Annotated in this window: 35 protein-coding genes; 27 read left to right on the forward strand and 8 right to left on the reverse strand. The window is 60.1% G+C overall.

Translation table 11 applies throughout. The annotated features are described in order from the left end of the window. Window positions 1-116: 116 nt before the first annotated feature. Window positions 117-422, reverse strand: a complete 306-nt coding sequence (gene yciH, locus METLI_RS08845; protein WP_004039584.1) for a stress response translation initiation inhibitor YciH — start codon at window positions 420-422, stop codon at window positions 117-119. A 151-nt stretch (window positions 423-573) separates the two neighbouring features. Between yciH and METLI_RS08850 the strand changes: the two genes are divergently transcribed. Further along, a complete protein-coding gene (locus METLI_RS08850; protein ID WP_004039585.1) occupies window positions 574-2055 on the forward strand; it encodes a cobyric acid synthase in 1482 nt (493 codons plus the stop codon). 37 nt (window positions 2056-2092) lie between these two features. After that, window positions 2093-2434 carry a hypothetical protein gene (locus tag METLI_RS08855; protein ID WP_004039586.1) on the forward strand — a complete coding sequence of 114 codons (342 nt, stop codon included), beginning with the start codon at window positions 2093-2095 and terminating at the stop codon, window positions 2432-2434. Here the strand turns inward: METLI_RS08855 and METLI_RS08860 are convergent. Together METLI_RS08860 and METLI_RS08865 are read right to left on the reverse strand one after the other, a co-directional pair. Further along, window positions 2431-2682, reverse strand: coding sequence for a hypothetical protein (locus METLI_RS08860; protein WP_004039587.1), 252 nt, complete (start codon window positions 2680-2682; stop codon window positions 2431-2433). The two genes, METLI_RS08855 and METLI_RS08860, sit on opposite strands and share 4 nt — an antisense overlap. Before the next feature lie 3 nt (window positions 2683-2685). Continuing rightward, the gene (locus METLI_RS08865; protein WP_004039588.1) at window positions 2686-3207 is read right to left on the reverse strand and encodes a YkgJ family cysteine cluster protein; all 522 of its coding nucleotides are present in this window, start codon (window positions 3205-3207) and stop codon (window positions 2686-2688) included. Window positions 3208-3323: 116 nt separating this feature from the next. On the opposite strand from METLI_RS08865, the gene METLI_RS08870 reads away from it, so the two are divergent. Next, window positions 3324-4502 carry a nucleotidyltransferase family protein gene (locus tag METLI_RS08870; protein WP_048103749.1) on the forward strand — a complete coding sequence of 393 codons (1179 nt, stop codon included), beginning with the start codon at window positions 3324-3326 and terminating at the stop codon, window positions 4500-4502. Here METLI_RS08870 and METLI_RS08875 read toward each other — a convergent pair. Together METLI_RS08875 and METLI_RS08880 are read right to left on the reverse strand one after the other, a co-directional pair. Next, window positions 4499-5287 (reverse strand): CBS domain-containing ParB/RepB/Spo0J family partition protein, encoded by a 789-nt coding sequence (locus tag METLI_RS08875; RefSeq protein WP_048104190.1) that lies wholly within the window; start codon window positions 5285-5287, stop codon window positions 4499-4501. The two genes, METLI_RS08870 and METLI_RS08875, sit on opposite strands and share 4 nt — an antisense overlap. Before the next feature lie 128 nt (window positions 5288-5415). Further along, window positions 5416-5880: an Hsp20/alpha crystallin family protein gene (locus METLI_RS08880; RefSeq protein ID WP_004039591.1), complete on the reverse strand. Its 465-nt coding sequence runs from the start codon at window positions 5878-5880 to the stop codon at window positions 5416-5418. A 123-nt stretch (window positions 5881-6003) separates the two neighbouring features. On the opposite strand from METLI_RS08880, the gene METLI_RS08885 reads away from it, so the two are divergent. Both METLI_RS08885 and METLI_RS08890 read left to right on the forward strand, forming a co-directional pair. Next, window positions 6004-6708 (forward strand): hypothetical protein, encoded by a 705-nt coding sequence (locus METLI_RS08885; protein ID WP_004039592.1) that lies wholly within the window; start codon window positions 6004-6006, stop codon window positions 6706-6708. Between the two features lie 40 nt (window positions 6709-6748). After that, on the forward strand, window positions 6749-7009 hold the full coding sequence (locus METLI_RS08890) for a thioredoxin family protein (protein WP_004039593.1): 261 nt from the start codon (window positions 6749-6751) through the stop codon (window positions 7007-7009). Here the strand turns inward: METLI_RS08890 and METLI_RS08895 are convergent. Beyond that, window positions 7004-7576: an HVO_0476 family zinc finger protein gene (locus tag METLI_RS08895; protein WP_004039594.1), complete on the reverse strand. Its 573-nt coding sequence runs from the start codon at window positions 7574-7576 to the stop codon at window positions 7004-7006. The genes METLI_RS08890 and METLI_RS08895 overlap by 6 nt on opposite strands. A 30-nt stretch (window positions 7577-7606) precedes the next feature. Here METLI_RS08895 and METLI_RS08900 point away from each other — a divergent pair, with 30 nt between their 5' ends. Further along, complete coding sequence (locus METLI_RS08900) at window positions 7607-8035, forward strand: DUF371 domain-containing protein (RefSeq protein ID WP_004039595.1); 429 nt, start codon at window positions 7607-7609, stop codon at window positions 8033-8035. Here the strand turns inward: METLI_RS08900 and xseB are convergent. Continuing rightward, window positions 8022-8207 (reverse strand): exodeoxyribonuclease VII small subunit, encoded by a 186-nt coding sequence (gene xseB, locus METLI_RS08905; RefSeq protein ID WP_004039596.1) that lies wholly within the window; start codon window positions 8205-8207, stop codon window positions 8022-8024. The genes METLI_RS08900 and xseB overlap by 14 nt on opposite strands. Continuing rightward, the gene (gene xseA / locus METLI_RS08910) at window positions 8188-9429 is read right to left on the reverse strand and encodes an exodeoxyribonuclease VII large subunit (RefSeq protein ID WP_004039606.1); all 1242 of its coding nucleotides are present in this window, start codon (window positions 9427-9429) and stop codon (window positions 8188-8190) included. Before xseA ends, xseB begins: the two co-directional genes overlap by 20 nt. A gap of 41 nt (window positions 9430-9470) precedes the next feature. On the opposite strand from xseA, the gene METLI_RS08915 reads away from it, so the two are divergent. The 21 genes from METLI_RS08915 (at window position 9471) to rsmA (ending at window position 22369) form a co-directional block, all read left to right on the forward strand. Beyond that, a complete protein-coding gene (locus METLI_RS08915) occupies window positions 9471-10292 on the forward strand; it encodes a sugar phosphate isomerase/epimerase family protein (protein ID WP_004039607.1) in 822 nt (273 codons plus the stop codon). A gap of 92 nt (window positions 10293-10384) precedes the next feature. Beyond that, window positions 10385-11638: a hemolysin family protein gene (locus METLI_RS08920; protein WP_004039608.1), complete on the forward strand. Its 1254-nt coding sequence runs from the start codon at window positions 10385-10387 to the stop codon at window positions 11636-11638. 43 nt (window positions 11639-11681) lie between these two features. Further along, a complete protein-coding gene (gene purN / locus METLI_RS08925; protein WP_004039611.1) occupies window positions 11682-12296 on the forward strand; it encodes a phosphoribosylglycinamide formyltransferase in 615 nt (204 codons plus the stop codon). Between the two features lies 1 nt (window position 12297). Further along, window positions 12298-12636, forward strand: a complete 339-nt coding sequence (locus METLI_RS08930) for a ribonuclease P protein component 4 (RefSeq protein WP_004039613.1) — start codon at window positions 12298-12300, stop codon at window positions 12634-12636. 13 nt (window positions 12637-12649) lie between these two features. Beyond that, the gene (locus tag METLI_RS08935) at window positions 12650-12871 is read left to right on the forward strand and encodes a YhbY family RNA-binding protein (protein ID WP_342632917.1); all 222 of its coding nucleotides are present in this window, start codon (window positions 12650-12652) and stop codon (window positions 12869-12871) included. 139 nt (window positions 12872-13010) lie between these two features. Beyond that, window positions 13011-13460, forward strand: coding sequence for a 30S ribosomal protein S19e (locus METLI_RS08940; protein WP_004039618.1), 450 nt, complete (start codon window positions 13011-13013; stop codon window positions 13458-13460). An 18-nt stretch (window positions 13461-13478) separates the two neighbouring features. Next, the gene (locus tag METLI_RS08945; protein WP_004039620.1) at window positions 13479-13820 is read left to right on the forward strand and encodes a DNA-binding protein; all 342 of its coding nucleotides are present in this window, start codon (window positions 13479-13481) and stop codon (window positions 13818-13820) included. Continuing rightward, complete coding sequence (locus METLI_RS08950) at window positions 13821-14411, forward strand: alpha hydrolase (RefSeq protein ID WP_004039622.1); 591 nt, start codon at window positions 13821-13823, stop codon at window positions 14409-14411. It begins immediately after the preceding gene. 21 nt (window positions 14412-14432) lie between these two features. After that, complete coding sequence (locus tag METLI_RS12810; RefSeq protein ID WP_004039624.1) at window positions 14433-14585, forward strand: 50S ribosomal protein L39e; 153 nt, start codon at window positions 14433-14435, stop codon at window positions 14583-14585. Between the two features lie 4 nt (window positions 14586-14589). After that, window positions 14590-14853: a 50S ribosomal protein L31e gene (locus METLI_RS08955; RefSeq protein ID WP_004039632.1), complete on the forward strand. Its 264-nt coding sequence runs from the start codon at window positions 14590-14592 to the stop codon at window positions 14851-14853. 1 nt (window position 14854) lies between these two features. After that, a complete protein-coding gene (locus METLI_RS08960) occupies window positions 14855-15520 on the forward strand; it encodes a translation initiation factor IF-6 (RefSeq protein ID WP_004039634.1) in 666 nt (221 codons plus the stop codon). Between the two features lie 5 nt (window positions 15521-15525). Beyond that, window positions 15526-15714, forward strand: coding sequence for a 50S ribosomal protein L18Ae (gene rpl18a / locus METLI_RS08965; protein ID WP_004039638.1), 189 nt, complete (start codon window positions 15526-15528; stop codon window positions 15712-15714). Window positions 15715-15719: 5 nt separating this feature from the next. Beyond that, window positions 15720-16154: a prefoldin subunit alpha gene (gene pfdA / locus METLI_RS08970; RefSeq protein WP_004039640.1), complete on the forward strand. Its 435-nt coding sequence runs from the start codon at window positions 15720-15722 to the stop codon at window positions 16152-16154. Window positions 16155-16159: 5 nt separating this feature from the next. Continuing rightward, window positions 16160-17239 (forward strand): signal recognition particle-docking protein FtsY, encoded by a 1080-nt coding sequence (gene ftsY / locus METLI_RS08975; RefSeq protein ID WP_004039641.1) that lies wholly within the window; start codon window positions 16160-16162, stop codon window positions 17237-17239. A 3-nt stretch (window positions 17240-17242) separates the two neighbouring features. Next, window positions 17243-18559, forward strand: coding sequence for a signal recognition particle protein Srp54 (locus METLI_RS08980; RefSeq protein WP_004039642.1), 1317 nt, complete (start codon window positions 17243-17245; stop codon window positions 18557-18559). Continuing rightward, the gene (gene trmY, locus METLI_RS08985; RefSeq protein ID WP_004039654.1) at window positions 18560-19135 is read left to right on the forward strand and encodes a tRNA (pseudouridine(54)-N(1))-methyltransferase TrmY; all 576 of its coding nucleotides are present in this window, start codon (window positions 18560-18562) and stop codon (window positions 19133-19135) included. It begins immediately after the preceding gene. After that, window positions 19126-20358 carry a tRNA pseudouridine(54/55) synthase Pus10 gene (locus tag METLI_RS08990; protein ID WP_004039655.1) on the forward strand — a complete coding sequence of 411 codons (1233 nt, stop codon included), beginning with the start codon at window positions 19126-19128 and terminating at the stop codon, window positions 20356-20358. The genes trmY and METLI_RS08990 overlap by 10 nt, the downstream gene beginning before the upstream one ends. Window position 20359: 1 nt before the next feature. Then, window positions 20360-20653 carry a 50S ribosomal protein L21e gene (locus METLI_RS08995; protein ID WP_004039657.1) on the forward strand — a complete coding sequence of 98 codons (294 nt, stop codon included), beginning with the start codon at window positions 20360-20362 and terminating at the stop codon, window positions 20651-20653. A 19-nt stretch (window positions 20654-20672) separates the two neighbouring features. Beyond that, window positions 20673-21023 (forward strand): RNA polymerase Rpb4 family protein, encoded by a 351-nt coding sequence (locus tag METLI_RS09000; protein WP_004039658.1) that lies wholly within the window; start codon window positions 20673-20675, stop codon window positions 21021-21023. Window positions 21024-21032: 9 nt separating this feature from the next. Further along, window positions 21033-21596, forward strand: a complete 564-nt coding sequence (locus METLI_RS09005) for a DUF655 domain-containing protein (RefSeq protein ID WP_004039659.1) — start codon at window positions 21033-21035, stop codon at window positions 21594-21596. Next, the gene (rsmA, locus tag METLI_RS09010) at window positions 21593-22369 is read left to right on the forward strand and encodes a 16S rRNA (adenine(1518)-N(6)/adenine(1519)-N(6))-dimethyltransferase RsmA (RefSeq protein WP_004039660.1); all 777 of its coding nucleotides are present in this window, start codon (window positions 21593-21595) and stop codon (window positions 22367-22369) included. Before METLI_RS09005 ends, rsmA begins: the two co-directional genes overlap by 4 nt. The last annotated feature ends 449 nt before the right edge of the window (window positions 22370-22818 follow it).

A 22818-nucleotide genomic window follows, 5' to 3' on the forward strand; every position in this document is an offset into this window, starting at 1 on the left:
TCTTGGGGAAAGTAACAGTAATAAAAAGAAGGCATTCCAGCACCGGGCCGATCGAGAAAATCAGAAGCAGATCGATGACGCCAGATACAGAAAAATAGCAAAAATGGGGGAGGAGATTAGTTTATCTGCTCCAATTTATACCCCTTTTTGGCAAGCAGTTCCTTAACACGCTCTTTGTGATTGCCCTGAAGTTCGATGGACGTGTCCTTCACCGTCCCGCCACAGGCAAGTTTTGCTTTAAGGAATTTGGTGAGGTCGACAAGGTCGATATCATAGGGATCAAGGCCTTCGATGACGGTGACTTCTTTGCCGTACCGACGTTTATTGATCTTCACCTGGATCCTCTGCTGTTCTTTCGCGACCTCCTCACAGATGCACAGTTCCTTTGGTAGTCCGCATTTGGGACAGATACCACCATTCATTGATTATACCTTCAAGTTCTCGTTATATATTTCTTGGCATGAATTATCGCGTCCATCAGATGGGCCGAAGCCTCTTCGAGGGCGATCGGTGCTGGATCCTTCCTGACCGATCGCACTCGTTATCCGTCTTGACGCTCAAACTCTCACCCTGATGTCGCTGATGGTACTCGGGACAGCATCGCATGTCGGAAAAAGTACGGTCGTTGCCGGCCTCTGCCGCGCCCTCAAAAACCGGGGGATCACAAACGCACCCTTCAAATCGCAGAACATGAGCCTCAACTCATGGGTGACGGAAGACGGCGCGGAGATCGGCATCGCCCAGGCAGTTCAGGCAAAGGCGGCAAAAGTCGAACCGACAGCCGAGATGAACCCCGTCCTCTTAAAACCCAGAGGGGACGCCAGTTCCCAGATCGTGCTCCTCGGCAGGCCGTACCGGGACGTGCACATTAAAGACTACTATTCTGAGACCGACACCCTGCTTGAAGAGGCCCTGAAGGCCTTCAGAAACCTTGAAGAGCGCTACGGCACCGTCGTCGTTGAGGGAGCAGGCGGGGCGGCCGAGGTGAACCTCTATGACCGCGACATCGCAAATATCAGGCTCGCCAGGGCACTACGCCTCCCGATCATCCTGGTCGCCGACATCGAGCGCGGCGGGGTGTTTGCCCAGGCCTACGGCACCGTCAGCCTCCTCCCTGAGGATATCCGACCTCTCGTCGCCGGCATCATCGTGAACAAATTCAGAGGGGATCCCGACCTCTTCTCTTCAGGCGTCGGCCTGCTGGAAAAACTCTGCGGTGTCCCGGTCCTTGGCATCCTCCCGTACGCCGACCTCGCGATCGCCTCAGAAGACTCCCTCTCCATCGGCGACAAGCAGGCTGGCGGGAGCCCGATCAGGATCGCCGTCATCAGGCTTCCCCGCATCTCGAACTTCACCGACTTCGAACTCCTTGAACGCCACGCCTCTGTCTCCTACGTAACGCCCGGCAAACCCCTTTCAGGCTACGACTGCATCATCATTCCCGGGACCAAAAACACCATAGAAGACCTCAAAGTGCTCCGCAGTTCAGGGATGGCAGACGAAATCTGCCGGATGCGGGCGGCGGGCGTGCCGGTGATCGGGATCTGCGGGGGGTTCCAGATGCTCGGGCAGCGCCTTACCGACGCCGGCTATGAGTCAGGGGAAGCGGAGGAGGCCGATGGGCTCGGTCTCCTCGACGTCAGGACCACCTTCTCCGCCTACAAAAAAACCACGCGCCAGGTCCGGAACCGGGCGGCAGACGCCCCGCCCATCCTCTCGCGGTTCGGGGAGGTGGAGGGCTACGAGATCCATATGGGCGAGACAGAGAACAGGGGGTGCACTCCGGCTTTCGGAAACGATGGAGCGGTCAGCGCCGACGGTCTGGTCTTCGGCACCTACCTGCACGGACTCTTCGCCAACCCTCAGGCCACAGACGGGCTGCTCTCGTACCTTGCAGGAAAAAAAGGTCTCCCCTATACCGGCGCCGCCGGCGAGGGCGACCCCTATGACCGCCTTGCCACACTGCTGGAGGCGCACCTGGACATGGATGCGATCGCCGCCCTTTCCCGGCAGGACGGCACTGCCAGCTTTAAGACGGCAGGGGGCCCACCATGATCAGAATGCCGGCAGGCAACGCATGGAGTGAGACCGCATGGTGATGAGATGCTCCTTCACCCTTGACCCGGAAATGCTTGACAGCATTGACACCTTTGCAAAGAAGCACAATATCGAGAGAAACGAGGCGATTCTCGAACTTATCGAGGCGGGATTCGCACGCTTCCAGGAAAACGGCGAGGTGGAAATAAAAACGCAGCGTACGTTCGAGGAGTTCGCCACCATCAGGAAAGACCTGGATGACCTCAGGGCCCTGGTACAGAATATGCGGGACGAGGTCCGCCTCGTCCACCACACCCTCGAGTCAGATTACGAAAAGGAGGCCCGTTGCGTGCCTTACCAGAGCCGCTATCCCTGGGAGTTCTGGAAACGCGATTAACTGATGATCGACATCATGCTCCTGAACCCCTCGCTCCCGTCGTCGTCGCACTCGACGGCGGTCACCTTCGCAAGATCGACCTCGTCGGTCGATCGCGAACGCATGCAGTAGGCTCGGGCAGGGGAGGCCACCCATCGCCCTTTTTCAAAGAACTGTCTGGAATGGACACAAAACCGGCAGTTCTCCAGGCTGCGGGGCACACCCTCCTGGCAGGAAACGCGCCCCTCTTCTACCTTCAGCACCCTCATCGATCATGATGGCGGCGCCGTTCCGGTTAAATCCTCTGCCTCGACGTACCAGACAGGATCATAGCCCGCCCCCTCAAGAATCCGGGCCGCTTCGGCACGCCCTTCCCGATCCTGCAGGTCGAGGTGGGCGATCCGCCCCTCCCACAGGGCCAAGAGGGCAGCGTCTTTGGTCTTCAGGCCTGTCTTCCCCCGGAGTTCTCCGACGGCGGCGGCGCCCTTCTCCACGCGCATCCGCACGCAACGGTACTCCCGGCAGAACGGCGGGCGGGAGGCACGGATCGTGCAGAGATAAGTCACCCCGTCCTGCCTGAGAAACGGGCACGCCGCCGGATGCGTCCACTGCACTGACGGCCGCGCAAAGAGGGAGAGATGGCGGTCCTCGACCCGTGCGGTGAACTCCCGGCGGGTGATCGTCTCCCTGCACCTGTACTCCCGCGGGCCGGTCTGCTTCAGAACGGCGATGTAACGGCCAGACCCCATGCAGCACCGGCCGCAGAGTGTGCAGGAGAAGGGTTCCTCTCTCATGGCATGATCCTCGCCCGGTGCATACATAGCCTTTGTGCCCGTCGCTCCTCCGGCAGGATACGCTCTGCCCCACACGCCCCCACAAGTTAAAATCCCAACGCACGCCACTATTCTCTATGAAGGTCTGCATCATGTGCGGCGGCGAGGGCACGCGCCTGCGCCCCCTCACCTTTGAACGCCCGAAACCCTGCATTCCAATCGTGAACCGGCCGTCGATCACCCACCTCGTCACCCACCTCGCCGACCTCGGCTTCACCGAGATGGTGGTCACCCTCGGCTATAAGGGGGACGACATCGAGCAGGCCCTCGGCGACGGATCGCTCTTCGGCGCCGAGATCACCTACGTCCACGAGGACGTCAAACTCGGCACCGCCGGCAGCGTCAAAAATGCACAGCAGTTCCTCAACGGCACACCCTTCCTGGTCGTCGGGGGCGACCACGTGGCAGACTTAAACCTCCTCGAATTCTATCGTGAACACTTAAAAAGCGACGCAATCGCCACCATCGGACTCATCTCCATCGACGACCCCTCGGAGTACGGCATCGCCGAGATCGACGTCACCTACGCGATCAAGCGCTTCAAGGAAAAGCCCGGCCCCGGCGAGATCTTCTCGAACCTCGCCTCGACCGGGATGTACGTCTGCAACCCCGAGATCTTCGACTATATACCGGCCGGAGAGAAGGTGGACTTTGCACGGGACGTCTTTCCCCGCCTCCTCGCCGAAGGGAGAACAATCAAGGGCTGGCTTGCCCGCGGTAACTGGACCGACGTCGGCAGCCCGCGCTCCCTGCGGCAGGCCGAGCGCTGGAAGCTGCAGGAGATCACGACGACGAACATCGCCGGCGACCTTCATGTCAAGGGAGCAAAGATCATCGGCCCGGTCTCCCTCGGCGGCTCCCTCTCCCTGGGCACCAACTCCCAGATCATCGGCCCGGTCTCGATCGGGCGCGGCACCACCATCGAGAGCAACGTCCTGATCGGCCCGTACACGAGCATCGGCGAAGACTGCGTGATCAAGAGCAATGCAAAGATCTTCTCCTCCTCGATCTACAACCAGGTGGTCATCGGCAACCGCACCACGGTCTCAGGGGCGATCATCGACAACGACACGATCATCGGGGATAACGGCTCCATCGAGAACGATACGGTTATCGGTCCGAGAGTGGTCATCCAGAACAACGTCACCATCCACTCGGGGACGCGGCTGTGGCCCGAGGTGATCGTGCCTGACGGTTCCGTGGTCAAGGAGCACGTCCTCAACGAAAAATATGATCTGCGGTGTGAAGGATCCTAGTTCTGCCGCACAAGCCTGTGGGTGATGGCAACGAGCGGGTGGCGGGCATAATCCATCACCTTGATGTCATCGAGGGTCCTGAGGTTCTGCGCCTGCGCCGTCCGTTCCATGCCGAGCTCCAGGTTCTCCGCGATCAGGATGATATAGGCGTCGAGCGTTTTGTATCCAAGCCGTTTCGCCGCGATCGCCCGGTGGTGACCGTCGACCAGGATATACCGCCCCGGGCGCTTCACCACGATCAGCGGTTCGGCGAGCCCCTTCTTGATCTCGTAGATCCTGCCCTCGAGTTCGTCCTCGTAGATCCGCGCCTGCGTGGGGAGGAGTTCGTCGATCGGGACATAGCCGCGTTTGACCGTCGGCTCGATCCCGTGGAGGCGGCGGAGGGTGTCCATGAAGTTGTACACCTTTTCAGGGGAGACATGCTCGATCTGCGACCTGATCACGTCGGCATTCGAGATGATCCCGATAAGACGGTTGTTCTCGTCCACCACCGGCAGCTTCTGGATGCCCGACCTGAAGATCACCCGTGCGGCGTCGTTGATGCTCATCTCAGGATCGGCAACGATGAGGTGACGGCTCATGATCCGCTCGACCGGCGTTCCCGGATGGACTGCAAGGAGGTCCCGTGCCGCAATATATCCTACAACCTCTTTCTGGTCATTCACCACCGGAAAACCGTCGTGCTTGGTCTTCTGGATCTTCTCAATGACATCGCGCCCGGTCGCCTGCACACCCACCGTGACGACATCGTAGGTCATGTAATCTTTGACCCGTTTTTTGTCCATCATCATCTGTTTTGACCAACGCTACTTGAAGGATTCGATATATATATACTTTTGGAGAAAAGCAACGCCCGCCCGGCCGGAGAAATAGCGAGGGGGCGGGCAGCCCTGAAGAAAAAAGAGGAGTACCCTCACTCGATAGAGATGACCGATCCCTTCTGAGCCTCAGCCTTCTTCAAGCGGACTTCTAAAACACCGTTCTTGAAGCTGGCATGGGCCTCTTCCTCTTTCACGTCCACCGGCAGGGCGATCATCCGCTTCATCCGGCCGTACACCCGCTCTCGGACATAATAGCCCTCTTCAGAGTCTTCCTTCTCTCCTTTCTGCACGGCGGAGATCTCAAGCATCCGCGGTGTGACAAGCCGCAGAGAAATGTCTTCTTTCTCGGCGCCCGGCAGGTCAGCGACCACGACCACCTCGTCTTCATGGGCACAGACGTCCACCCTCGGCCCCTCGGTGCGGAGCGCAGGAAGGTACTTGCCTGCCCCGGTATCGGTCAGCATGGACTGGAACCGGCCTTCCATCTCGGCCCGCATCTCGTTCATCATCTCGTCGAAATCGCTCCAGAACGAATGAAATCCACCTCTCCGTACCATTTCAGTCTCATCTCCCGGTGCCCGGAACCGGACACTAACAGAGAGTAAACATATCCACAATATAAAAATTTCGGATATGTCGAACCAGAGTCCTTATGGGTTCAGGATGCCATTGAGTACATAATGGTTGCAAAGCCTCAGAAACGCACCCCCGAAACAAAGAGTTCGGGAAAGAGGACGAGGACCCAGCTTGCCATGCTGGTCTTCGGCGTCCTCTTTGCCATCGCCATGGTGGGCTCGTATCTCGCCCCGGCGATGGGCATATTCAAGAGCGTAAAGCCAGGAGATTCCGCCATCATCGACTACACGATCAGGGACGCCGCCGGTGTTGCGGTGCTCACCACAAGCCAGACCATCCTTGTCGACACCTACAACAGCGGCGACGTGAGCTTTCTGACCTCACAGATGAGTCTCGTCGGCGGGGCAAACGCCTCCTCCCGCGTAACGGCCGTACCCATCTACCTGCCGGACGGCACAACCGCAGATTTCGCCCTCCTCGAGTCTGACGTGACCGACCTCACGAACGGCATCCTCGGGATGCATGAACAGGAGTCGAAGACGATCCCGCTCACCCTCTCAGATCTCCCCCAGCAGATGAGCGCCACCGGCGCCGACCAGATGGGCATCAACTTCACAGAGTCGCAGGTCGGCGACCGCTTTACCATCGCCATGACGATCACCGACGATCCGACGATCTTCACCGACCCGGAGAACGAGATCTCCTATGTCCGCGTCGGCACGATTACCGGAAAGACGAACGACACGCTTTTGGTCAACTTCGGGTATTCAACAGCCGAAGTGAAGGTCCTGAGCATCGCGCAGGCGTAAACCCGGTGGGTATTTATACCGCCCCTCCTTCTTTTTACCCATGCCAGTACGGATCCTCTGCTATTACCAGGAAGGCTGCATGGGGTGCATGGAGCAGGAGCCCATCAACCGGCAGGTGGAAAATGAACTCGGGGTTACCATCGAGGAAAAAGACGCCCTCGAACACCCCGACGATATCGCCGCCTACGGCCTGAAGGTGACGCCGACCATCCTCGTCATCGTCGACGGTGCGGTCAGAGAGCGCTTCGAGGGGGTCATGCACCGGGAAACACTGGAGAATGCGATAAAAAAGTATCTATAAGCGGGCTCCGTAGATCCGCTTGATTTTTTTTGCCACGGTCTTCCACCCTTCCTTCCTGAGCACCTGCCCCTCCCGCATCTTGATATGGGAAATCCTGAAACGGACGTTGCCGAAGGTGTACACGCCGTCCACGGCGAAGGGTTCCTCACCGTCGCAGAGCTTGTACAGCGGATAGGTCTTCCAGCCCTTATGGACCGAGGCGCGGACGACGACCTCCTCGATCACCCGTGTCCAGAGGGCCGAGATCTCGGGTGCGGAGGCCCTCTCAACCCTTTTGTCCCCGGACTCGATCGAGGTCACCTCGACCGACAGCCCTTCGTCGCCGCAGTCTGCCACCATATAGTCGCCCACCGAGACGACGTCCTCCTCGAGGAGTTCAACGGTGCAGACCTCAGACGAGGCTTCGCGGCTCACGATCGCCTTGACGGTAAGGAGATTTTCCTTCGGTATCGGGATATGATGGACTGCCCCGCACGCGGTGCAGCGGACCAGGAGGTCCCCGCTCTCCTTGAGCACCTCATGATCGCTCTCTTCGCCGCACTGCGGGCAGATGGTGGTGATGTACATTGTATAGAATAGCGTACATAGATATTTAAGATGAAGGCACGGGATGTCATCCACTGTTCTGGTCATCCAAATGTGAGAGCCCTCCACCCCACCACCTTTGAGGTGACGACGGAGCCCTCGCTCTCTCCTGCCGGCGACTGCATCATCGGGGTCTGCGCGGACCGGGGGGCTGCCGACCTCGATCCCGACCTGAAAGCCCTGCTCGCCGACGATCGTGCGATCGTCACCACGCGCCTGAGCGTAGACGGGGTCGAAACGGTCGTCATATCCCGGGGCAGCGCCGGTCTCACCCTCGACCACCCCACCGACCTGGTCTGGCGGCGGAGCGCCTTCGTATGCGGGAGAACGGTCGCCGTCGGATCGGACACCGTGGCGCGGACCATCGACCGCCGCCTGATCGAGCTCCTCGCCGGAGGGGCCGAGCTTGTCGTCGAGATCGAGGCCTCTATTCCTGAGTGAGGGTGGCGATCGTCAGCTCGGCCTCAGCGAGGAGGCGTTCGCATTCCCGGATCAGGGCTTCGCCCCTCTTGAAGAGGGCGATGCTCTCCTCAAGTCCGGTGTCGTTGTCCTCGATCGTCCGCAGGATCTCTTTTAATTCGGTTATCAGTTCCTCATAGGTCTTCTGCATCATACACATCCTCCACAACAACCGTGCACCCGCCGTCGGCAAGCCGCAGGGCGATCTGGTCGCCGGGCAGGAGGCCGCGCACCGACCTGACCACCGCCCCGCCCTTTGTGGCGAGAGCGTAGCCGCGCTGCAGCGGGGCAAAGGGATCGTCTGCCCTGAGCCTTGCCTTCATCTCAGAGAGGGCAAGGCCGCGGCGCTCGACACCCTGCATACATCCCCTCACGATCCGCTCCTCAAGGTCGGAAAGACCCTGCCGCTGCTCGGCAATCCGCCGCCGGTATCGATCAGGCCTCAGGCGCAGACGGAGATTTTCGAGTTCATCCCGTCGACGCTCGGTCTGCCTGAACATGCCATCGGAAAGCCGCATCCTGTCTCGCCCCAGCCCCGCAAGAAGGTCGACGCGGTCGGGGACGGCGAGTTCAGCCGCGGCAGAGGGTGTCGGCGCCCGCAGGTCGGCGGCGAGGTCGGCAAGGGTGGTGTCCACCTCGTGGCCGACGGCGCTGATCACCGGCGTCGTGCAGGCTGCGATCGCCCGCACCACTTCCGGCCGGTTGAACGGGAAGAGGTCCTCGAAACTCCCCCCGCCGCGTCCGACGATCATCACGTCGGCCCTCCCGTCGGCGCGCCCGATCGCCGCCGCGATCTCGATATGGGCGAGATCGCCCTGCACCGCCGTCGGCGAGAGGATGACCTCCACCGGGTAGCGGCGGGAGAGGATATTGGTGATGTCGTGCAACACGGCGCCCGTCGCCGAGGTGACCACGGCAATCCGCCGCGGGAAGGCGGGCACGCTCTTTTTTCTGCCGGGATCGAAGAACCCCTCGGCGGCGAGTTCCTTCTTCCAGCGCTCGACGAGGAGGTGCTTCTCGCCCTCGCCGGCGCGGCGCAGGTCCTCGACGTAGAGCTGGCACTTCCCCTGCGCCTCAAAGAAGTCCACCGTCCCGAACGCCAGCACATCCATGCCGTCGGCAGGGTCGAACGGGAGTGCGGCAGCGTTCCCCCTGAACATCACCGCCGGGATGACCGCACTCTTCCCGCCCCTGGTTTCGGAGAGGGAAAAGAAAAAATGGCCGGCTGCGCTCCGTTTGCAGCCGGTGACCTCCCCGCGCACCCAGCAGCCCACAAGAGCCGGAATGTCGAGCGCACCCCTGATGATCCCGGTCACCTCGGCGACCGTGAGGACCGCCGCCTGCCCGTCGACCGGCAGGCCCGGGAACAGACCCATTGAATTTATCGTGCGTCGGCGTCCTATATCAACCTGATACCATGGTCCGTCTCGCCGTATCGAGCATGTTCTTTCATGAATATCCCATCGACGAAATATTTGCATCAGTCGACGAAGCAGGCCTCACCGGCATCGAGTTCTGGATAGAGACACCCCATTTCTGGCTCCGCGACCTCCCGACAGGCGACCTCACCGCCGCCGTCCACGCCCACCCCTCCCTCGCCCCGATCACCGTCCATGCGCCGGTCCTCGATCTCAACCCCTGCTCCATCAACCCACGGGTGGCCGCCGCTTCTCAGCAGTACGCCGTCGAGGCCGTCGCCCTCGCCGAAGAAGCAGGCGCAGAGGTATTGACTGTGCACCCGGGCCGGAGGACGGCAAAAAGAACCCCGAGCGCCTACGACTATGAACGCTTCGAGGCCTACCTTGCCAGGCTCCATGAGGCCGCAAAAGGAAGGCGGGTGCGGGTGGCGATCGAGAACATGGAACCGAAGGTGAACTCCCTCCTCTGCACGCCCGAAGGAGTGCGAGAGGTGCTCGACGCCAACCCCTGGCTCGATTTCACCCTCGACGTCGCCCATGCCATGAGCGTCTCCGCAGGAGAGGTATGCCGGTACATCGATCTCTGCATCGACCGCATTGTAAACGTCCACCTGAGCGCGGTTGAAAACGGAAAAATGCACCTCCAGGTCAGGGGAAGCCAGGAGGCCGCCGCTGTCGTCCGCGCTCTTACCCGTGCAGGCTACGACGGCTGCCTCACCCTCGAAATCGAGGACAGGAATTTCACGCACCCTCTCTCCCTGGAGGAGAAGATCACCCTGCTCCAGGGGGAGCGTACCTTCCTCGAAGGCTGCCTTTCCTGAACGCTGGATTTAATACCTCTCAACACAAACGCCAATTAACAAACATTTATGAACGATAGTTGGAATACAAGCCGGAGCCCGGCGTGGCGGCGATGACACCAGACGAGATCTTTCTTATTGGCCTGTTCGTCGTCTGTCTGATCCTCTCAGGTTTTTTCTCCAGTTCTGAAGTGGCCCTCATATCGATCACCAAGGCCAAGGTCAGGACTCTTGTCAACGAGGGAAGAAAAGGAGCCGAAGCGCTGGCGAAACTGAAAGAATATCCAGAACATATCCTGATCACCATTCTCATCGGCAACAACGTCGTCAATGTCGCGGCGGCGTCGATCGCCACCGCAATCGCCATCGAACGGTTCGGCGACGCGGGGGTCGGGATCGCCACCGGCCTGGTCGTGATCCTGATGCTGGTCTTCGGCGAGATCGGGCCCAAGACCTATGCCTCGCGCTACACCGACCGCCTCGCCCTCTTCACCGCCCCGGTGATTCTCATACTGGCACGGGCGCTCATGCCGATCCTCTGGGTCTACGACCGCCTCGGCGAGCGCTTCTCCCTCAGGACCGGCGTTGCCGAGCCCTCTATCACCGAGGAGGAGATCAAGGAGTGGATCGATGTCGGCGAAGAAGAGGGAACGATCGAGGAAGAAGAGCGGCAGATGCTCTATTCGGTCTTCAAGTTCGGCGACACCACTGCACGGGAGATCATGACACCCCGCGTGGATGTGGTGCTGATCGAGGACACCAGTTCACTGGAAAATTCAATCACCCTCTTCAACGAGACCGGCCTCTCCCGCATCCCGGTCTATCACGACCAGATCGACAACATCGTCGGCGTCCTCAACATAAAAGATGTCTTCGCTGCGGAGTTCTCGAAGAGGGATGCCACGATCAGGGAGATGATGCATGACGCCTATTTCATCCCCGAGTCCAAGATGATCGACGAACTCCTCAAGGAGATGCAGGTGCGCAAGGTGCATATGGTCATCGTCCTCGACGAGTACGGCGGGTTTGCCGGTGTGGTCACCGTCGAGGATATCCTGGAGGAACTGGTCGGCGAGATCCTGGACGAGTTCGACGAGGAGGAGCCCACCATCCAGAAACTTGGCGAGGGAGTGTACATGGTCGATGCACAGGTCTGGGTCGAGCACCTCAATGAAGAACTCGGGACCGCGCTCCCTATCGGTGAGTCCTACGAGACTGTCGGGGGCCTGCTCTTCACCATGCTCGGTCACATCCCGCTCAGGGGGGAGGTCGTCAAACTCGATGGCGGCATTACCCTTGCCGTCGTGCAGATGCGAGGCAGGAGGATCATCAAGGTGAAACTGATCCTGCCGCAGGCCCAGGACTGAAGATGAGAGAACCGTTAATACTGTGCCGGACCGACGTGTGAACATGAAGCGCATCGCAGTGCTGGCATCGGGCAGGGGATCGAACTTTCAGGCAATTATCGATGCCATTTCGGCCGGTACGCTCAGGGCCGAGTGCGTCCGCCTGATCACCGACAACCCCGGGGCCTATGCAATCACGCGGGCAAAAGGTGCGGGGGTGCCGGTGACGGCCCTGGACTACCGATCGTACGCCACCAAGGGGGCATACGAGGCCGACCTGCTTGCGGCGATGAAGGACTGCCGCGCCGACCTGTTTGTGCTCGCAGGCTACATGCGGATCATCGGACAGGCAATCACCGACACCTTTGCCGGAAAGATGATCAACATCCACCCGGCCCTTCTCCCGGCCTTTGCCGGCCTTCATGCCCAGCGACAGGCGATCGAGTACGGCGTGAAGGTGGCCGGGTGCACCGTCCACCTCGTTGACGGCGGCATGGACAGCGGCCCGATCATCCTTCAGGTCTGCGTCCCGGTGCTCGAGGACGACGACGAGGATAGCCTTGCAGAACGTATCCTTGCCGAAGAACACCAGGCCCTGCCGGCGGCCGCCGCCCTCTTCTGCGAAGGGCGGCTTTCTGTCGAAGGGCGGCGCGTACGGATCCTTCCGCCAAGGGACTGACATGACAAAGACGACGCGACGGGGGAGTTCACGCACGCCCGACACGAACAGGATCGCAAAAGAACGGATCGAGTGCCTTTTCGCCCTCGCAGAGGAGGTTTCCGGGACGGATCCGGCCCGTTCAAAGCGATATGTGGCGCTTGCCCGCCGTATCGGAATGCGCCAGCGCGTCCGCATCCCCGCGGATCTGCGGTTCCGGTTTTGCCGGCGCTGCTCGGCATATCTCGTGCCGGGCGCCAGCGCCAGGGTGAGGGTGCAGCACGGGAAGGTGATCGTCACCTGCCTGGTCTGCGGTCATCAAAAACGATATCCGGTGGTGAAAAAACATCGAAAAGAATGAGTTATTCCAGGAGATCAAACCGACTATCTGGATCGGGAAACGGGGCTATTCAGAGACGCTGATCGATGAAATCAGGGCCCAGTTGAAGGTGCGCAAATACGTGAAGATCAAATGGCTTCGCACCGCCGAGATCGATCCCGAAGAGATCGCACGCCGTGCCGGCGCCGACCTTGTGGGCGTGCGCGGACGGACGATGGTGCTTGCCGAACGAAGCAGCGGCGGCCGGAAGGCCTGATCCCTCCCTTTCTTTTGCTATTGGATTTCCGGCCAGATTGCCGGAAAAACGGCAGGATTCGTTGCTCGAAATATATAAAAACTGCCATGTCAAATAGATACAGACTGGTAACAATCGATCGTTACCGTGAGGTTAACCAATGACAACTGTATATGACATCCCGGCAGAGATGCTGATCCCGCAGGTAGCCCGCGAATTAAAGGAGCTCCCTGCCATCCGGCCTCCAGAATGGGCGGCTTTTGCCAAGACCGGGATCCACAAGGAGATGCCCCCTGAAGATCCCGACTGGTGGTATGTCAGGGCCGCGTCCATCCTCCGCCGCATCTATATCGACGGCCCGGTTGGCGTGGAGAGACTGAGGACTGCATACGGCGGAAACCGCGACCGCGGCTCGAACCCGAATCAGTTCAGGAAGGGGAGCGGCTCAATCCTGAGAAAGGCGCTCCAGCAGCTCGAAGCCGAAGGCTTTGTCGAAAAGGTCAAGGGCGGCAGACAGGTCTCTGCAAAGGGGCAGTCTTTCATCGACGGCGTGGCGCACAGCCTCAGAGAGGCAGCGACAAAGGCCACCCCTGCGCTCGCGCAGTACTGATGCATGTGAGGGATACTGATGGGTGACGACGAACTTTCTGATATCAGACGGAAGAGAATGGAGCAGCTCCAGCGGCAGGCGGCCGAACAACAGGCGATGCAGGACGATATGGAGCAGCAGAGAAAACGTGCTGAGTCAGAGTTGCAGCTTGCGCTCATGCAGATCCTGGAACCCGAGGCGCGGGAGCGACTGAATACGATCAAACTCACAAAGCCGGAATTTGCCCGGGCAATCGAGCAGCAGCTTGTGCAGCTCGCCCACAGCGGCAGGATCCGGCAGAAGATCACAGACGAGCAGTTGAAGGCTCTACTCCTGCAGATCGCCCCGCAGAAAAAAGAGTTTCGCATAACACGGAAATAGATGAAGGCCGGTCTTCTGTTCAGCGGAGGAAAGGACAGCGCACTTGCAGCGGTGATGCTCGCCCGCGACTATGAGGTCGAACTCAATACCTTTGTATTCGACCCCGCGCGGGAGGTTCCTTCGGTCAGGGCGGCAGCTGAGGTGTTGGGGCTCCCCTGGCAGAAACGGTCGTTCGGCCCTGACCTCCTCGAGGAGGCGGTCCAGATGGTGATCGCCTCGGGCTACCCGAACGACGCCATCACCATGGTCCACCGTCAGGCAGTGCGCCTGCTGGCGCAGGAGTATCGCGTGGTCGGCGACGGAACACGGTTCAACGACCGCGTCCCGATGCTGACCAGGAGCGACGTGCTGAGCCTTGCCGACCGCTATGGCTGTTCATATGTCCGGCCCCTCCTGGGATACGGAAAAACCGAGGTGGAACGGCTGGCAAAGCGGCACCTCCTCGTCGCCTACGGCGAGACCGGTACCATCGAAAACGGTGATTATGAGTATGAGATCAGGGCCGCCGTCGAGCGCGCCGGGAAGAAGTGCGCAGACCTCTTTCCGATGCACCACGAGCAATCCCTGGTCACAGGTGCAACCGGCACCTGAGAAGAACCCACGGTGATAATCATGAGCAAGCTGACAAAGGGCCGGAAGATCCGGCTGGCAAAGGCATGCATGCAGAACCGCCGCGTGCCTGGATGGGTAATGATTCGGACGAAGCGCCAGGTGGTATCCCACCCGAAGAGGCGCATGTGGAGAAGAAGCACGCTGAAGGTGTAGAGCAATGGTAGAGGTACTCAAAGAGCAGATCTATAACGTCCCCCTCCGCAACACAAAGCGCGCTCCCCGGTGGAAGCGCTGCAACGTTGCGGTCAAGGACATCAGAGCATATCTGGTCCGTCACATGAAGAGCGAGAACATCAAACTCGACAGCAGCATCAACGAGAAGGTCTGGGAGCGCGGCAGTCAGAAGCCCCCGGCGCAGATCAGGATCCGCGCCATGAAGTTCGAGGACGGGCAGGTCCAGGCCGAACTCGCAGAGGAATGAGATGAAAAGAACGATCGACTTTGCCGCAGACCCGCACATCGGCGTTTTTGCCCGCGCCTTTGAAGAGTTTGCCGTCGTCCCCCCTACCGCGTCCGAAGAATTCACTACAGCCATCGCCGAAGCACTGGATGTCGAGGTGGTGAAGACGACGATCCAGGGTTCATCGATCATCGGCTCGCTCCTTGCCGGCAACTCGAACGGTATGGTGGTGAGCGGCCTTGTTACGGAGGATGAACGCGCCGTGCTCGCGGAGTACGGCGAGGTAATGACCCTCGGGACCTCGATGAATGCAGCCGGGAACGTGATCCTCGCAAACAATACCTTTGCAGGGGTGCACCCTGAGATGCCGATCGATGTGGCAGAGGAGATCGGGACATTTCTCGGGGTGCCGGTCAGGCGCCTCACCTTCGGCGGGATCAAGACCGTCGGCATGGCGGCGGTGGCGACGGACCGCGGCGTGTTCATTCACGCGCGGAGCAGCGACACTGAAATCGAGCGCCTTGCCGGGTGCACGGACGACCTCCAGATCGGGGCCGGGACCGTGAACATGGGCAGCGGGCTCGTCGGTACCGGCGTGCTCGCAAACAGCAAAGGATATATCGCCGGGATCAGGACCACCGGTTTTGAACTCGGGCGGATTGAAGAAGTATTCGGTTTTCTGGAGTGAGTGGAATGGAGAATCAGCAGTATGAAGTAACGGGCGCCTGCCAGATCGGCGGCGTGTGGCAGCCCTTCACGAAGGTCGTCGAGGCCCAGAATGAGAGGATTGCAAGAGAGCACGTCTACACCGACATCGGCAGCAAACACCGCCTTAAGAGAAATTATATCACAATCAAGGGCGTTACCGTAGTAGGTGAGTAAAGTCCATGAGTGAGGCCGACCCGAGGGAGCTGCAGTCGCTCCAGTATTATTTGAACGAATACGGACAGCAGGCAGAGATCTTCGCCCGGCAGCTGGAGATGCTGGAGCAGCAGAGGGTCGAGTCGATAGCAGCGATCGAAACGCTCCAGGCTCTCGGTTCTGCACAGGACGGGACGGTCCTCCTCCCCCTCGGCGGCGGGGTCAGCGTCCGGGCCACGATCCCGGATCCCGAACACGTTCTTGTCGCCATCGGGGCAGATGTCACCGTCGGGCGGGACAATGCCGGCGCCGTCTCGTACCTCGAAGACCGGGCACGGGAACTTGAGGCCTCGGAAAAGAAAATCTCTGAGATGATCGAGAACATCCGGGCCCAGATGAACGATATCGCCGCCCGGCTCGATGCGGCCTACCGCGGGCAGCAGCAGGTTCCGGGCAGGTAATCCTCATGTTCGAGGGCCTCAAGAGCAAACTGCAGAATATTCAGAAGAAGTTCGGGCGCTCGATCGAGGAGGCGGCAGGCCCTGATGTGGTGGTCGAGGCGCCTTCACCGGTGCCGCAGCCTGAGGCCGGCAGGCCCGCCGTCGTACCGGACACCCTCTCCTCCGCAACCGTTCCGAAGCCTGAGAAGAAGGCCGAAGGATTCGTCGCGAAGGTGAGAAGCCTTATCATCGAGCGCGAGCTGATCATCTCAGAAAAAGACATCGTAGAACCTCTTGAGGAACTCGAGATGGCGCTTCTGGAAAACGATGTCGCCCTTGACGTCTCGGACGCCATCATCGGCTACATGAAAGAGGATCTCGTCGGGAGTCACCGGAAGATCGGCACCTCGGTCGATACCGTCGTCACCGCCGCCCTCAGGGGCGCGCTGCTCCGGGTTCTCGGCGAAGGCTTCGACCCGATCGACTACGTCCGCTCCCACGAGCGCCCGGTGAAGATCCTGATCACCGGGGTGAACGGCACCGGAAAGACGACGTCCATCGCCAAAATGGCGCATTATTTTAAGAAAAATGGTTTTTCCGTGGTGCTCGGCGCAGGGGACACCTTCAGGGCCGGTGCGATCGATCAGATCGCAGAACATGCCACAAGGCTGGGCGTGAAGGTGATCCAGCACCAGGAGGGGTCCGATCCCGCGGCGGTCCTCTACGACACGGTGGAGTATGCAAAAGCCCACGAAATCGACGTGGTGCTCGCAGACACCGCCGGGCGGTTCCACAACAGGAAAAATCTGATGAGCCAGCTCGACAAGATCAGGCGGGTAATGAAGCCAGACCTCGTCGTCTATGTCGATGAGGCGGTGGCCGGCAACGACGCCGTCGTGCGTGCGAAAGATTTCAACGACCTCGTCGGGACCGACGCCGTCATGCTGACGAAAGCGGACATGGACCCGAGGGGCGGAGCCGCCATATCCATCGCCCAGACGATCGGCAAACCGATCCTCTTCCTGGGCACCGGGCAGGGCTATGACGACATCGTGCCGTTTTGCCCTGAAAGAGTCGTCGATGAACTCGTCGGCGCGGAGGGATAAGACATGCTCGATTCGCTCAGTTCATCGCTCAAGGACGCGCTCAAGAAGATTGCAGGCAAGACGGTCGTCGACCGCGCGGCGGTGGAGGAACTCGTGCGGAGCCTGCAGCGCGCTCTTTTGCAGGCCGACGTGAACGTCAAACTCGTCATGCAACTCTCCCAGTCCATCAAGAGGCGGGCCCTCGAGGAGGAACCACCAAAAGGGATGAACCTGCGGGAGCACGTCCTGCGGATCGTCTACCAGGAACTTGTCGCCCTGATGGGCGGCGCGGGAAAGGTGGACCTCTCGCAGCAGACGATCCTGATGGCCGGGCTGCAGGGGAGCGGCAAGACGACGACGACGGCGAAGCTTGCCCGATACTTCCAGCGGAAGGGGCTGAAAGTCGGCGTGATCTGTGCCGACACCTTCAGGCCCGGGGCGTATAAGCAGCTTTCGACGCTCTGTGCAAAAGTCAACGTCCCCATCTTCGGCGATCCCGCAGAAAAAGATGCCCTTTTGATCGTGCGCGAAGGGATCAAACGGTTTGCCGAGACCGAGGTTGTCATCATCGACACGCAGGGGCGCCACGCCCTTGAAGACGATCTGATCCAGGAGATCATCGACATCAACGAGATTGCAAAGCCCGAGCACCGCTGGCTTGTCATCGACGCCGCTCTCGGGCAGCAGGCGGCCGAACAGGCCCGCAGGTTCAACGAAGCGATCGAGATCGACGGCGTGCTGATCACCAAGATGGACGGCACGGCAAAAGGCGGCGGCGCTCTTTCCGCAGTATCCGAGACGAAGAGCGGGATCGTGTTCATCGGTGCCGGTGAGACGATCGACGACCTCGAACGCTTCGATCCCGACGGCTTCATCTCCCGTCTCCTCGGTATGGGCGACCTCAAGGCCCTGGCCGAGCGGGCCGAAGAGGTGATGGCCGATGAAGAGATGGACGTCAACGCCATGCTGCGGGGGAAGTTCACCCTCAGGGACATGTACAAACAACTTGAAACGGTGAACAAGATGGGGCCGCTCAAGCAGGTGATGTCCATGCTCCCGCTCGGCGGCATGCAGATCCCCGACGACGCCTACGACGTCACCTCCACCAAAATGGAGCGTTACAAGGTGGTCATGGACTCGATGACAAGCGCCGAGCTCGACGACCCGCAGATCATCTCGGGATCACGGGTGCACCGCATCTCGCGGGGCGCCGGCGTCTCCCCCGAGGACGTGCGCGAGCTCCTGAAGTATTACCGGGTCATGCAGCGGGCGCTGAAGGGCATGCGGGGAAGCAAATTCTCCATGCAGCGGATGATGAAGCGGTTCGGGAAGACTCAGTAGATGAAACGTTTTGTCGTGGTCGGCCACCTGGGGAGCACCGATCCTGATTTTTCCCTGAACAATCTCCCGGGCGCCGGCAGGATGGACGAGCTCTGCCGGTGCGTCGCCGCATCTCTCTGTCTCTCGCACGGGATTCGCCGGGACGCCGAGTGTCTGCTCGTCCTCCTCGGCGGACCGAAGGCCCCGAAGACCATACGTTTTTCAGGCGAGAGCGTGCGCAGCCTCGGCCCGGACGAGAGAAATGTTGCCGGGCTGATCAAAAAGGCGCTCGCCCTCCCCTGCGGCACCGTCTTCAGGGAATCGAGCCCGGGCGTCTCGGTGCGGAAGGGGGGACTTGCAGAGGTGCTCGCCGAATGCGGGTGTGCTGTTCTGGATGAAGGAGGGGAAGACATCAGGGGCGTTGAGACCGTCCCGGAGACCTTCGTCCTCTCAGACCACCAGAACTTTTCAGAGGAGGAGCGCGGGCTGATGCAGGACCTGCCTGCCTGCTCCCTCGGCCCCTGCATCCTGCACGCCGACATGGCAATTGTAGTCCTGCACAATGAACTTGACAGGAGAGAGAGCGGATGGATCTGATTGAAACGATCGGGGCGATTCTGGACTATGGCCCGATATGCGACCATTGCCTCGGACGCTTCTTTGGAAAGCGCTCGTTCGGACTGACCAATGCCGAGCGGGGCCGTGCCCTCAGGATAGCCCATGCCCTTGCGAACAATGAACCCTATACCGGCGAGCCCGATGAATGCTGGGTCTGCAACCGTCTCTTCGACGGGATCGATCTCTGGGCCAGGCGGGTCGTGGAGGCGCTGGAAGGGACAGAACACGCCACCTTTCTGGTGGGGACACGGGTGCCGCCTCTCATCGCCGAGAGCGAGGAGATGGTGTGGAGCGATCTCTCCCTGACCGATCCCGAACCGATCAAATCCGAGATGAACCGCGAGACCGGCAAGGCGGTCTCGGCCCTGACCGGGAAGGTGGTGGACTTCAAGCGCCCCGACGTCGTCGCTGTAATCAACCTTGCCGAAGACCGGGTGGAGATCGAGATCAATCCGGTGTATTTCAAGGGGCGCTATATGAAGTACGAGCGGGGCATTCCCCAGACGCACTGGGACTGCCGGGTCTGCCATGGAAAGGGGTGCGAACGCTGCAATTACACCGGCAAGATGTACGCCGACTCGGTCGAGGAGCTGATCGGGGGGCCGGCGATCGAGATCTTCGATGCAAAAAACGCCGTTCTCCATGGTTCTGGCCGGGAGGACATCGATGCACGGATGCTCGGAACCGGCCGCCCCTTTGTCATGGAGATGATGCATCCCCTGCGGCGGGATATCGACCTTGCCAGACTGGAAGAGGCGATCAACGCCAGTGCCGATGGCAGGGTAGGGGTGAAAATCACCGGGTGGAGTTCGCACGCCGAGGTGGAAACCCTTAAATCGAACAAAGCGCATAAAAAATACAGGATTCTCGTTGAGGTCGACGGTACGATCTCTCTGGACGAACTCAAATCCGCTCTCGCCTCGCTGAACGGCGTGGTGATCCATCAGCGCACACCGCAGAGGGTCGCACACCGCAGAGCCGACCGGATCAGAGAACGCAGGGTGATCGATATACAGTCACCCGGGATGCAGGACGGGAAGTTCGTCATTGATGTCGTCGGCGAAGCCGGCCTCTATATCAAGGAACTGGTCTCGGGCGACAACGGGCGAACAAAACCGAGTCTTGCAGAAATCCTGGGTAAAGACGCTCATGTCACCAGCCTCGATGTAGTGCTGGTGGAGGAACCAGGGAGTGGTGAATGAGATGGCTCATCATAACGGTCCACGGAAGAAAACACGCTATAAGTTCAAGAAAGATCTCAGACGCCGCGGCATCCTGCCGGTTACCGCCGCGATCAGGAACTTTGAGATGGGACAGAAGGTTCACATTGTCTGCGAGCCGAGCATCCAGAAGGGTATGCCGCACAGGCGGTTCCACGGGAAGACCGGCACCGTTGTCGGGCAGCGCGGCCGCGCCTGGCTTGTCGAGATCCCGGACGGAAATGCCACAAAACTCGTCATATCCAGAACGCAACATCTAAAACCTCAGAAAGTATAATGTCCACCGCGTGATTGGCATGAAGGTAAAAGGATTAATCAGCGATGAGCGAATTACTCTCCCGGAAATGAGAGAGCAGCTCGCGCAGGTCGAAGCACAGCGCCATGAGGCCGGGCAGGAAATGTCCTATGAACTCCGCCAGAGCATTGAGCATGCCAATCACCTCTCCAAGACCACTGCCGAGAAGGCCCGCGCCCTTGTAAACGAGCTCCTCGCACTGGAAAAGATGAAACCTGACATCGCGTTCAGGATCGCCAATATCATGCCCCAGTCGAGGGACGAACTCAGGGCGATCTACGCCAAGGAGCGTTACACGCTCACCGGCGAGGAACTCGATGTGATTCTCGAGATGGTGATTACCCACCTCTGAGGGGTTGCGATGAAGACGGAGAAAAAGGAGATCTACGCAGTAGTTGTGGATGTGCTCCTCCAGGGACGTGCAGATGACCCGAAGCCGGTCTTCAAGCGCGAACCTATCGTTCAGGCAGTCGGGAAAGATCAGTTCAAACTCCTTGAACTGATCCCGAAGAAGGGTGCCGACATCCGGATCTATGATACGGTCTACATCGGCGATGAAGAACGCAAGCAGATCGAACGGGTGAAAAGGCGGATCGGATACGGCGAACTGACGAACACCGGGCGGGTCGAACTCCCCTTTGCGATCGAGGCGATCGTGAAGGAGAACGAAGCCAGGTACGTGGAGTTCTTCAATAAAGCCGTCCCGATCACCTCGAAACTCCACACCTTCCACCTCCTCCCGGGCATCGGGAAGAAACTGATGTGGGAGCTGCTGGAAGAACGGGAGAAAAAGTCGTTCGAGAGTTTCGAGGACATCGCCCTGCGCATCAAGTCTCTGCCGAGTCCGGTGAAGCTGATCGTCGGGCGGGTGCTCGAAGAGCTTCAGGACCCCGAGATCAAGTATCGTCTGTTCACGGCACGATGAAGGCACGACACGACCAGCACTTCCTCAGAGACCGCCGGGCGATCGAGCGGATCGTTGCTCTTTCGGAGGTTTCAGGGCGAAACGTCCTCGAGATCGGGCCCGGAGAAGGGGTGCTGACCGCAGCTCTCCTCCAGGCGGGTGCGAAGGTCACGGCGATCGAACTCGATCCCTCCCTTGTCGAAGGGCTTGAAGAGCGGTTCGCCGGCGAGATCAGGGCCGGAACGTTCACGCTCATCCACGGCGATGCGGTGAGGGTTCCTTACCCCGCCTTCGATATCGTCGTCGCAAATCTTCCCTATTCTGCGTCTTCACCGATCACATTCAGGCTCCTCGACGCCGGGTTCGAGCGCGCCGTATTGATGTACCAGCGCGAGTTTGCCGAACGGATGGCGGCACCGGTGGGAACACCGGAATGCGGGCGGCTCTCGGTGATGGTCCAGACCTATGCAGAGGTGAAACTCTGCTTCAACCTCCCGCCCGGCGCATTTTCACCGCCGCCGCAGGTCGCCTCGACGGTGGTCCGCCTCACCCCGCACGAACCTCCCCACTATATTGCGGACCGCGAGGTGTATGCGGCGGTGGTCAGGGAACTCTTCTCCCACCGGCGAAAGACGGTGCGAAACGGTCTGCGCGGGGGGCGGGGCGCTCTCGGGGCTGAGAACGTGGAGCGAGCGATCGCCGGGCTCCCCGAGGAGATTCTCTCGATGCGGCCGGAGGAGCTCTCCCTGATGGTGTTTGCGCTGATCGCAAACCTGTGTACGGCGTCAGCCTGATATCCTGCCGTGGATCCGGCACCGCAGGGCTCTGTTTCAGGCATGTCGCCTGCGTTCAGGATCTCAATTTTCCCTGACAGCGGCTGGTATGAAAACCCCTCTACAACAACAATCGAGATCGCTTGAAGGTGCCCTGGTGAAGGTATGATAGATCTTCCCTTTATCGTGGAACCGGGCTACGAGATGGTCTGGACGAAGCCACTCGCCCGGCCGTTTCCGGGAGCAGAGCCTCCGGGGGGAGATTGTACCTCGCCATTCGTTGTATTTTCTCTTCATATCGAGAACGTGAGGGTTCCAGAAGATCACGCAACTCCCTCCCGGGGGCCTGCTGCCCCCAGACCCCCCCTGCACATGCGATTGGGGCAGGGGCGGGCAACCACGCCGGCACGCCCACCCATCATATTCCATCGAGAACCGTTCCGTCCTGCCCGTCCCCGCATATCCACAGC

It is taken from the genome of Methanofollis liminatans DSM 4140 (assembly GCF_000275865.1).
Lineage (GTDB): Archaea > Halobacteriota > Methanomicrobia > Methanomicrobiales > Methanofollaceae > Methanofollis > Methanofollis liminatans.

Coding starts and splice junctions, on each gene's coding strand:
- yciH (WP_004039584.1), bottom strand. CDS start 422: ATGAATGGTGGTATCTGTCCCAAATGCGGACTACCAAAGGAACTGTGC.
- METLI_RS08850 (WP_004039585.1), top strand. CDS start 574: ATGTCGCTGATGGTACTCGGGACAGCATCGCATGTCGGAAAAAGTACG.
- METLI_RS08855 (WP_004039586.1), top strand. CDS start 2,093: ATGGTGATGAGATGCTCCTTCACCCTTGACCCGGAAATGCTTGACAGC.
- METLI_RS08860 (WP_004039587.1), bottom strand. CDS start 2,682: ATGAGGGTGCTGAAGGTAGAAGAGGGGCGCGTTTCCTGCCAGGAGGGT.
- METLI_RS08865 (WP_004039588.1), bottom strand. CDS start 3,207: ATGAGAGAGGAACCCTTCTCCTGCACACTCTGCGGCCGGTGCTGCATG.
- METLI_RS08870 (WP_048103749.1), top strand. CDS start 3,324: ATGAAGGTCTGCATCATGTGCGGCGGCGAGGGCACGCGCCTGCGCCCC.
- METLI_RS08875 (WP_048104190.1), bottom strand. CDS start 5,287: ATGGACAAAAAACGGGTCAAAGATTACATGACCTACGATGTCGTCACG.
- METLI_RS08880 (WP_004039591.1), bottom strand. CDS start 5,880: ATGGTACGGAGAGGTGGATTTCATTCGTTCTGGAGCGATTTCGACGAG.
- METLI_RS08885 (WP_004039592.1), top strand. CDS start 6,004: ATGGTTGCAAAGCCTCAGAAACGCACCCCCGAAACAAAGAGTTCGGGA.
- METLI_RS08890 (WP_004039593.1), top strand. CDS start 6,749: ATGCCAGTACGGATCCTCTGCTATTACCAGGAAGGCTGCATGGGGTGC.
- METLI_RS08895 (WP_004039594.1), bottom strand. CDS start 7,576: ATGTACATCACCACCATCTGCCCGCAGTGCGGCGAAGAGAGCGATCAT.
- METLI_RS08900 (WP_004039595.1), top strand. CDS start 7,607: ATGAAGGCACGGGATGTCATCCACTGTTCTGGTCATCCAAATGTGAGA.
- xseB (WP_004039596.1), bottom strand. CDS start 8,207: ATGATGCAGAAGACCTATGAGGAACTGATAACCGAATTAAAAGAGATC.
- xseA (WP_004039606.1), bottom strand. CDS start 9,429: ATGGGTCTGTTCCCGGGCCTGCCGGTCGACGGGCAGGCGGCGGTCCTC.
- METLI_RS08915 (WP_004039607.1), top strand. CDS start 9,471: ATGGTCCGTCTCGCCGTATCGAGCATGTTCTTTCATGAATATCCCATC.
- METLI_RS08920 (WP_004039608.1), top strand. CDS start 10,385: ATGACACCAGACGAGATCTTTCTTATTGGCCTGTTCGTCGTCTGTCTG.
- purN (WP_004039611.1), top strand. CDS start 11,682: ATGAAGCGCATCGCAGTGCTGGCATCGGGCAGGGGATCGAACTTTCAG.
- METLI_RS08930 (WP_004039613.1), top strand. CDS start 12,298: ATGACAAAGACGACGCGACGGGGGAGTTCACGCACGCCCGACACGAAC.
- METLI_RS08940 (WP_004039618.1), top strand. CDS start 13,011: ATGACAACTGTATATGACATCCCGGCAGAGATGCTGATCCCGCAGGTA.
- METLI_RS08945 (WP_004039620.1), top strand. CDS start 13,479: ATGGGTGACGACGAACTTTCTGATATCAGACGGAAGAGAATGGAGCAG.
- METLI_RS08950 (WP_004039622.1), top strand. CDS start 13,821: ATGAAGGCCGGTCTTCTGTTCAGCGGAGGAAAGGACAGCGCACTTGCA.
- METLI_RS12810 (WP_004039624.1), top strand. CDS start 14,433: ATGAGCAAGCTGACAAAGGGCCGGAAGATCCGGCTGGCAAAGGCATGC.
- METLI_RS08955 (WP_004039632.1), top strand. CDS start 14,590: ATGGTAGAGGTACTCAAAGAGCAGATCTATAACGTCCCCCTCCGCAAC.
- METLI_RS08960 (WP_004039634.1), top strand. CDS start 14,855: ATGAAAAGAACGATCGACTTTGCCGCAGACCCGCACATCGGCGTTTTT.
- rpl18a (WP_004039638.1), top strand. CDS start 15,526: ATGGAGAATCAGCAGTATGAAGTAACGGGCGCCTGCCAGATCGGCGGC.
- pfdA (WP_004039640.1), top strand. CDS start 15,720: ATGAGTGAGGCCGACCCGAGGGAGCTGCAGTCGCTCCAGTATTATTTG.
- ftsY (WP_004039641.1), top strand. CDS start 16,160: ATGTTCGAGGGCCTCAAGAGCAAACTGCAGAATATTCAGAAGAAGTTC.
- METLI_RS08980 (WP_004039642.1), top strand. CDS start 17,243: ATGCTCGATTCGCTCAGTTCATCGCTCAAGGACGCGCTCAAGAAGATT.
- trmY (WP_004039654.1), top strand. CDS start 18,560: ATGAAACGTTTTGTCGTGGTCGGCCACCTGGGGAGCACCGATCCTGAT.
- METLI_RS08990 (WP_004039655.1), top strand. CDS start 19,126: ATGGATCTGATTGAAACGATCGGGGCGATTCTGGACTATGGCCCGATA.
- METLI_RS08995 (WP_004039657.1), top strand. CDS start 20,360: ATGGCTCATCATAACGGTCCACGGAAGAAAACACGCTATAAGTTCAAG.
- METLI_RS09000 (WP_004039658.1), top strand. CDS start 20,673: ATGAAGGTAAAAGGATTAATCAGCGATGAGCGAATTACTCTCCCGGAA.
- METLI_RS09005 (WP_004039659.1), top strand. CDS start 21,033: ATGAAGACGGAGAAAAAGGAGATCTACGCAGTAGTTGTGGATGTGCTC.
- rsmA (WP_004039660.1), top strand. CDS start 21,593: ATGAAGGCACGACACGACCAGCACTTCCTCAGAGACCGCCGGGCGATC.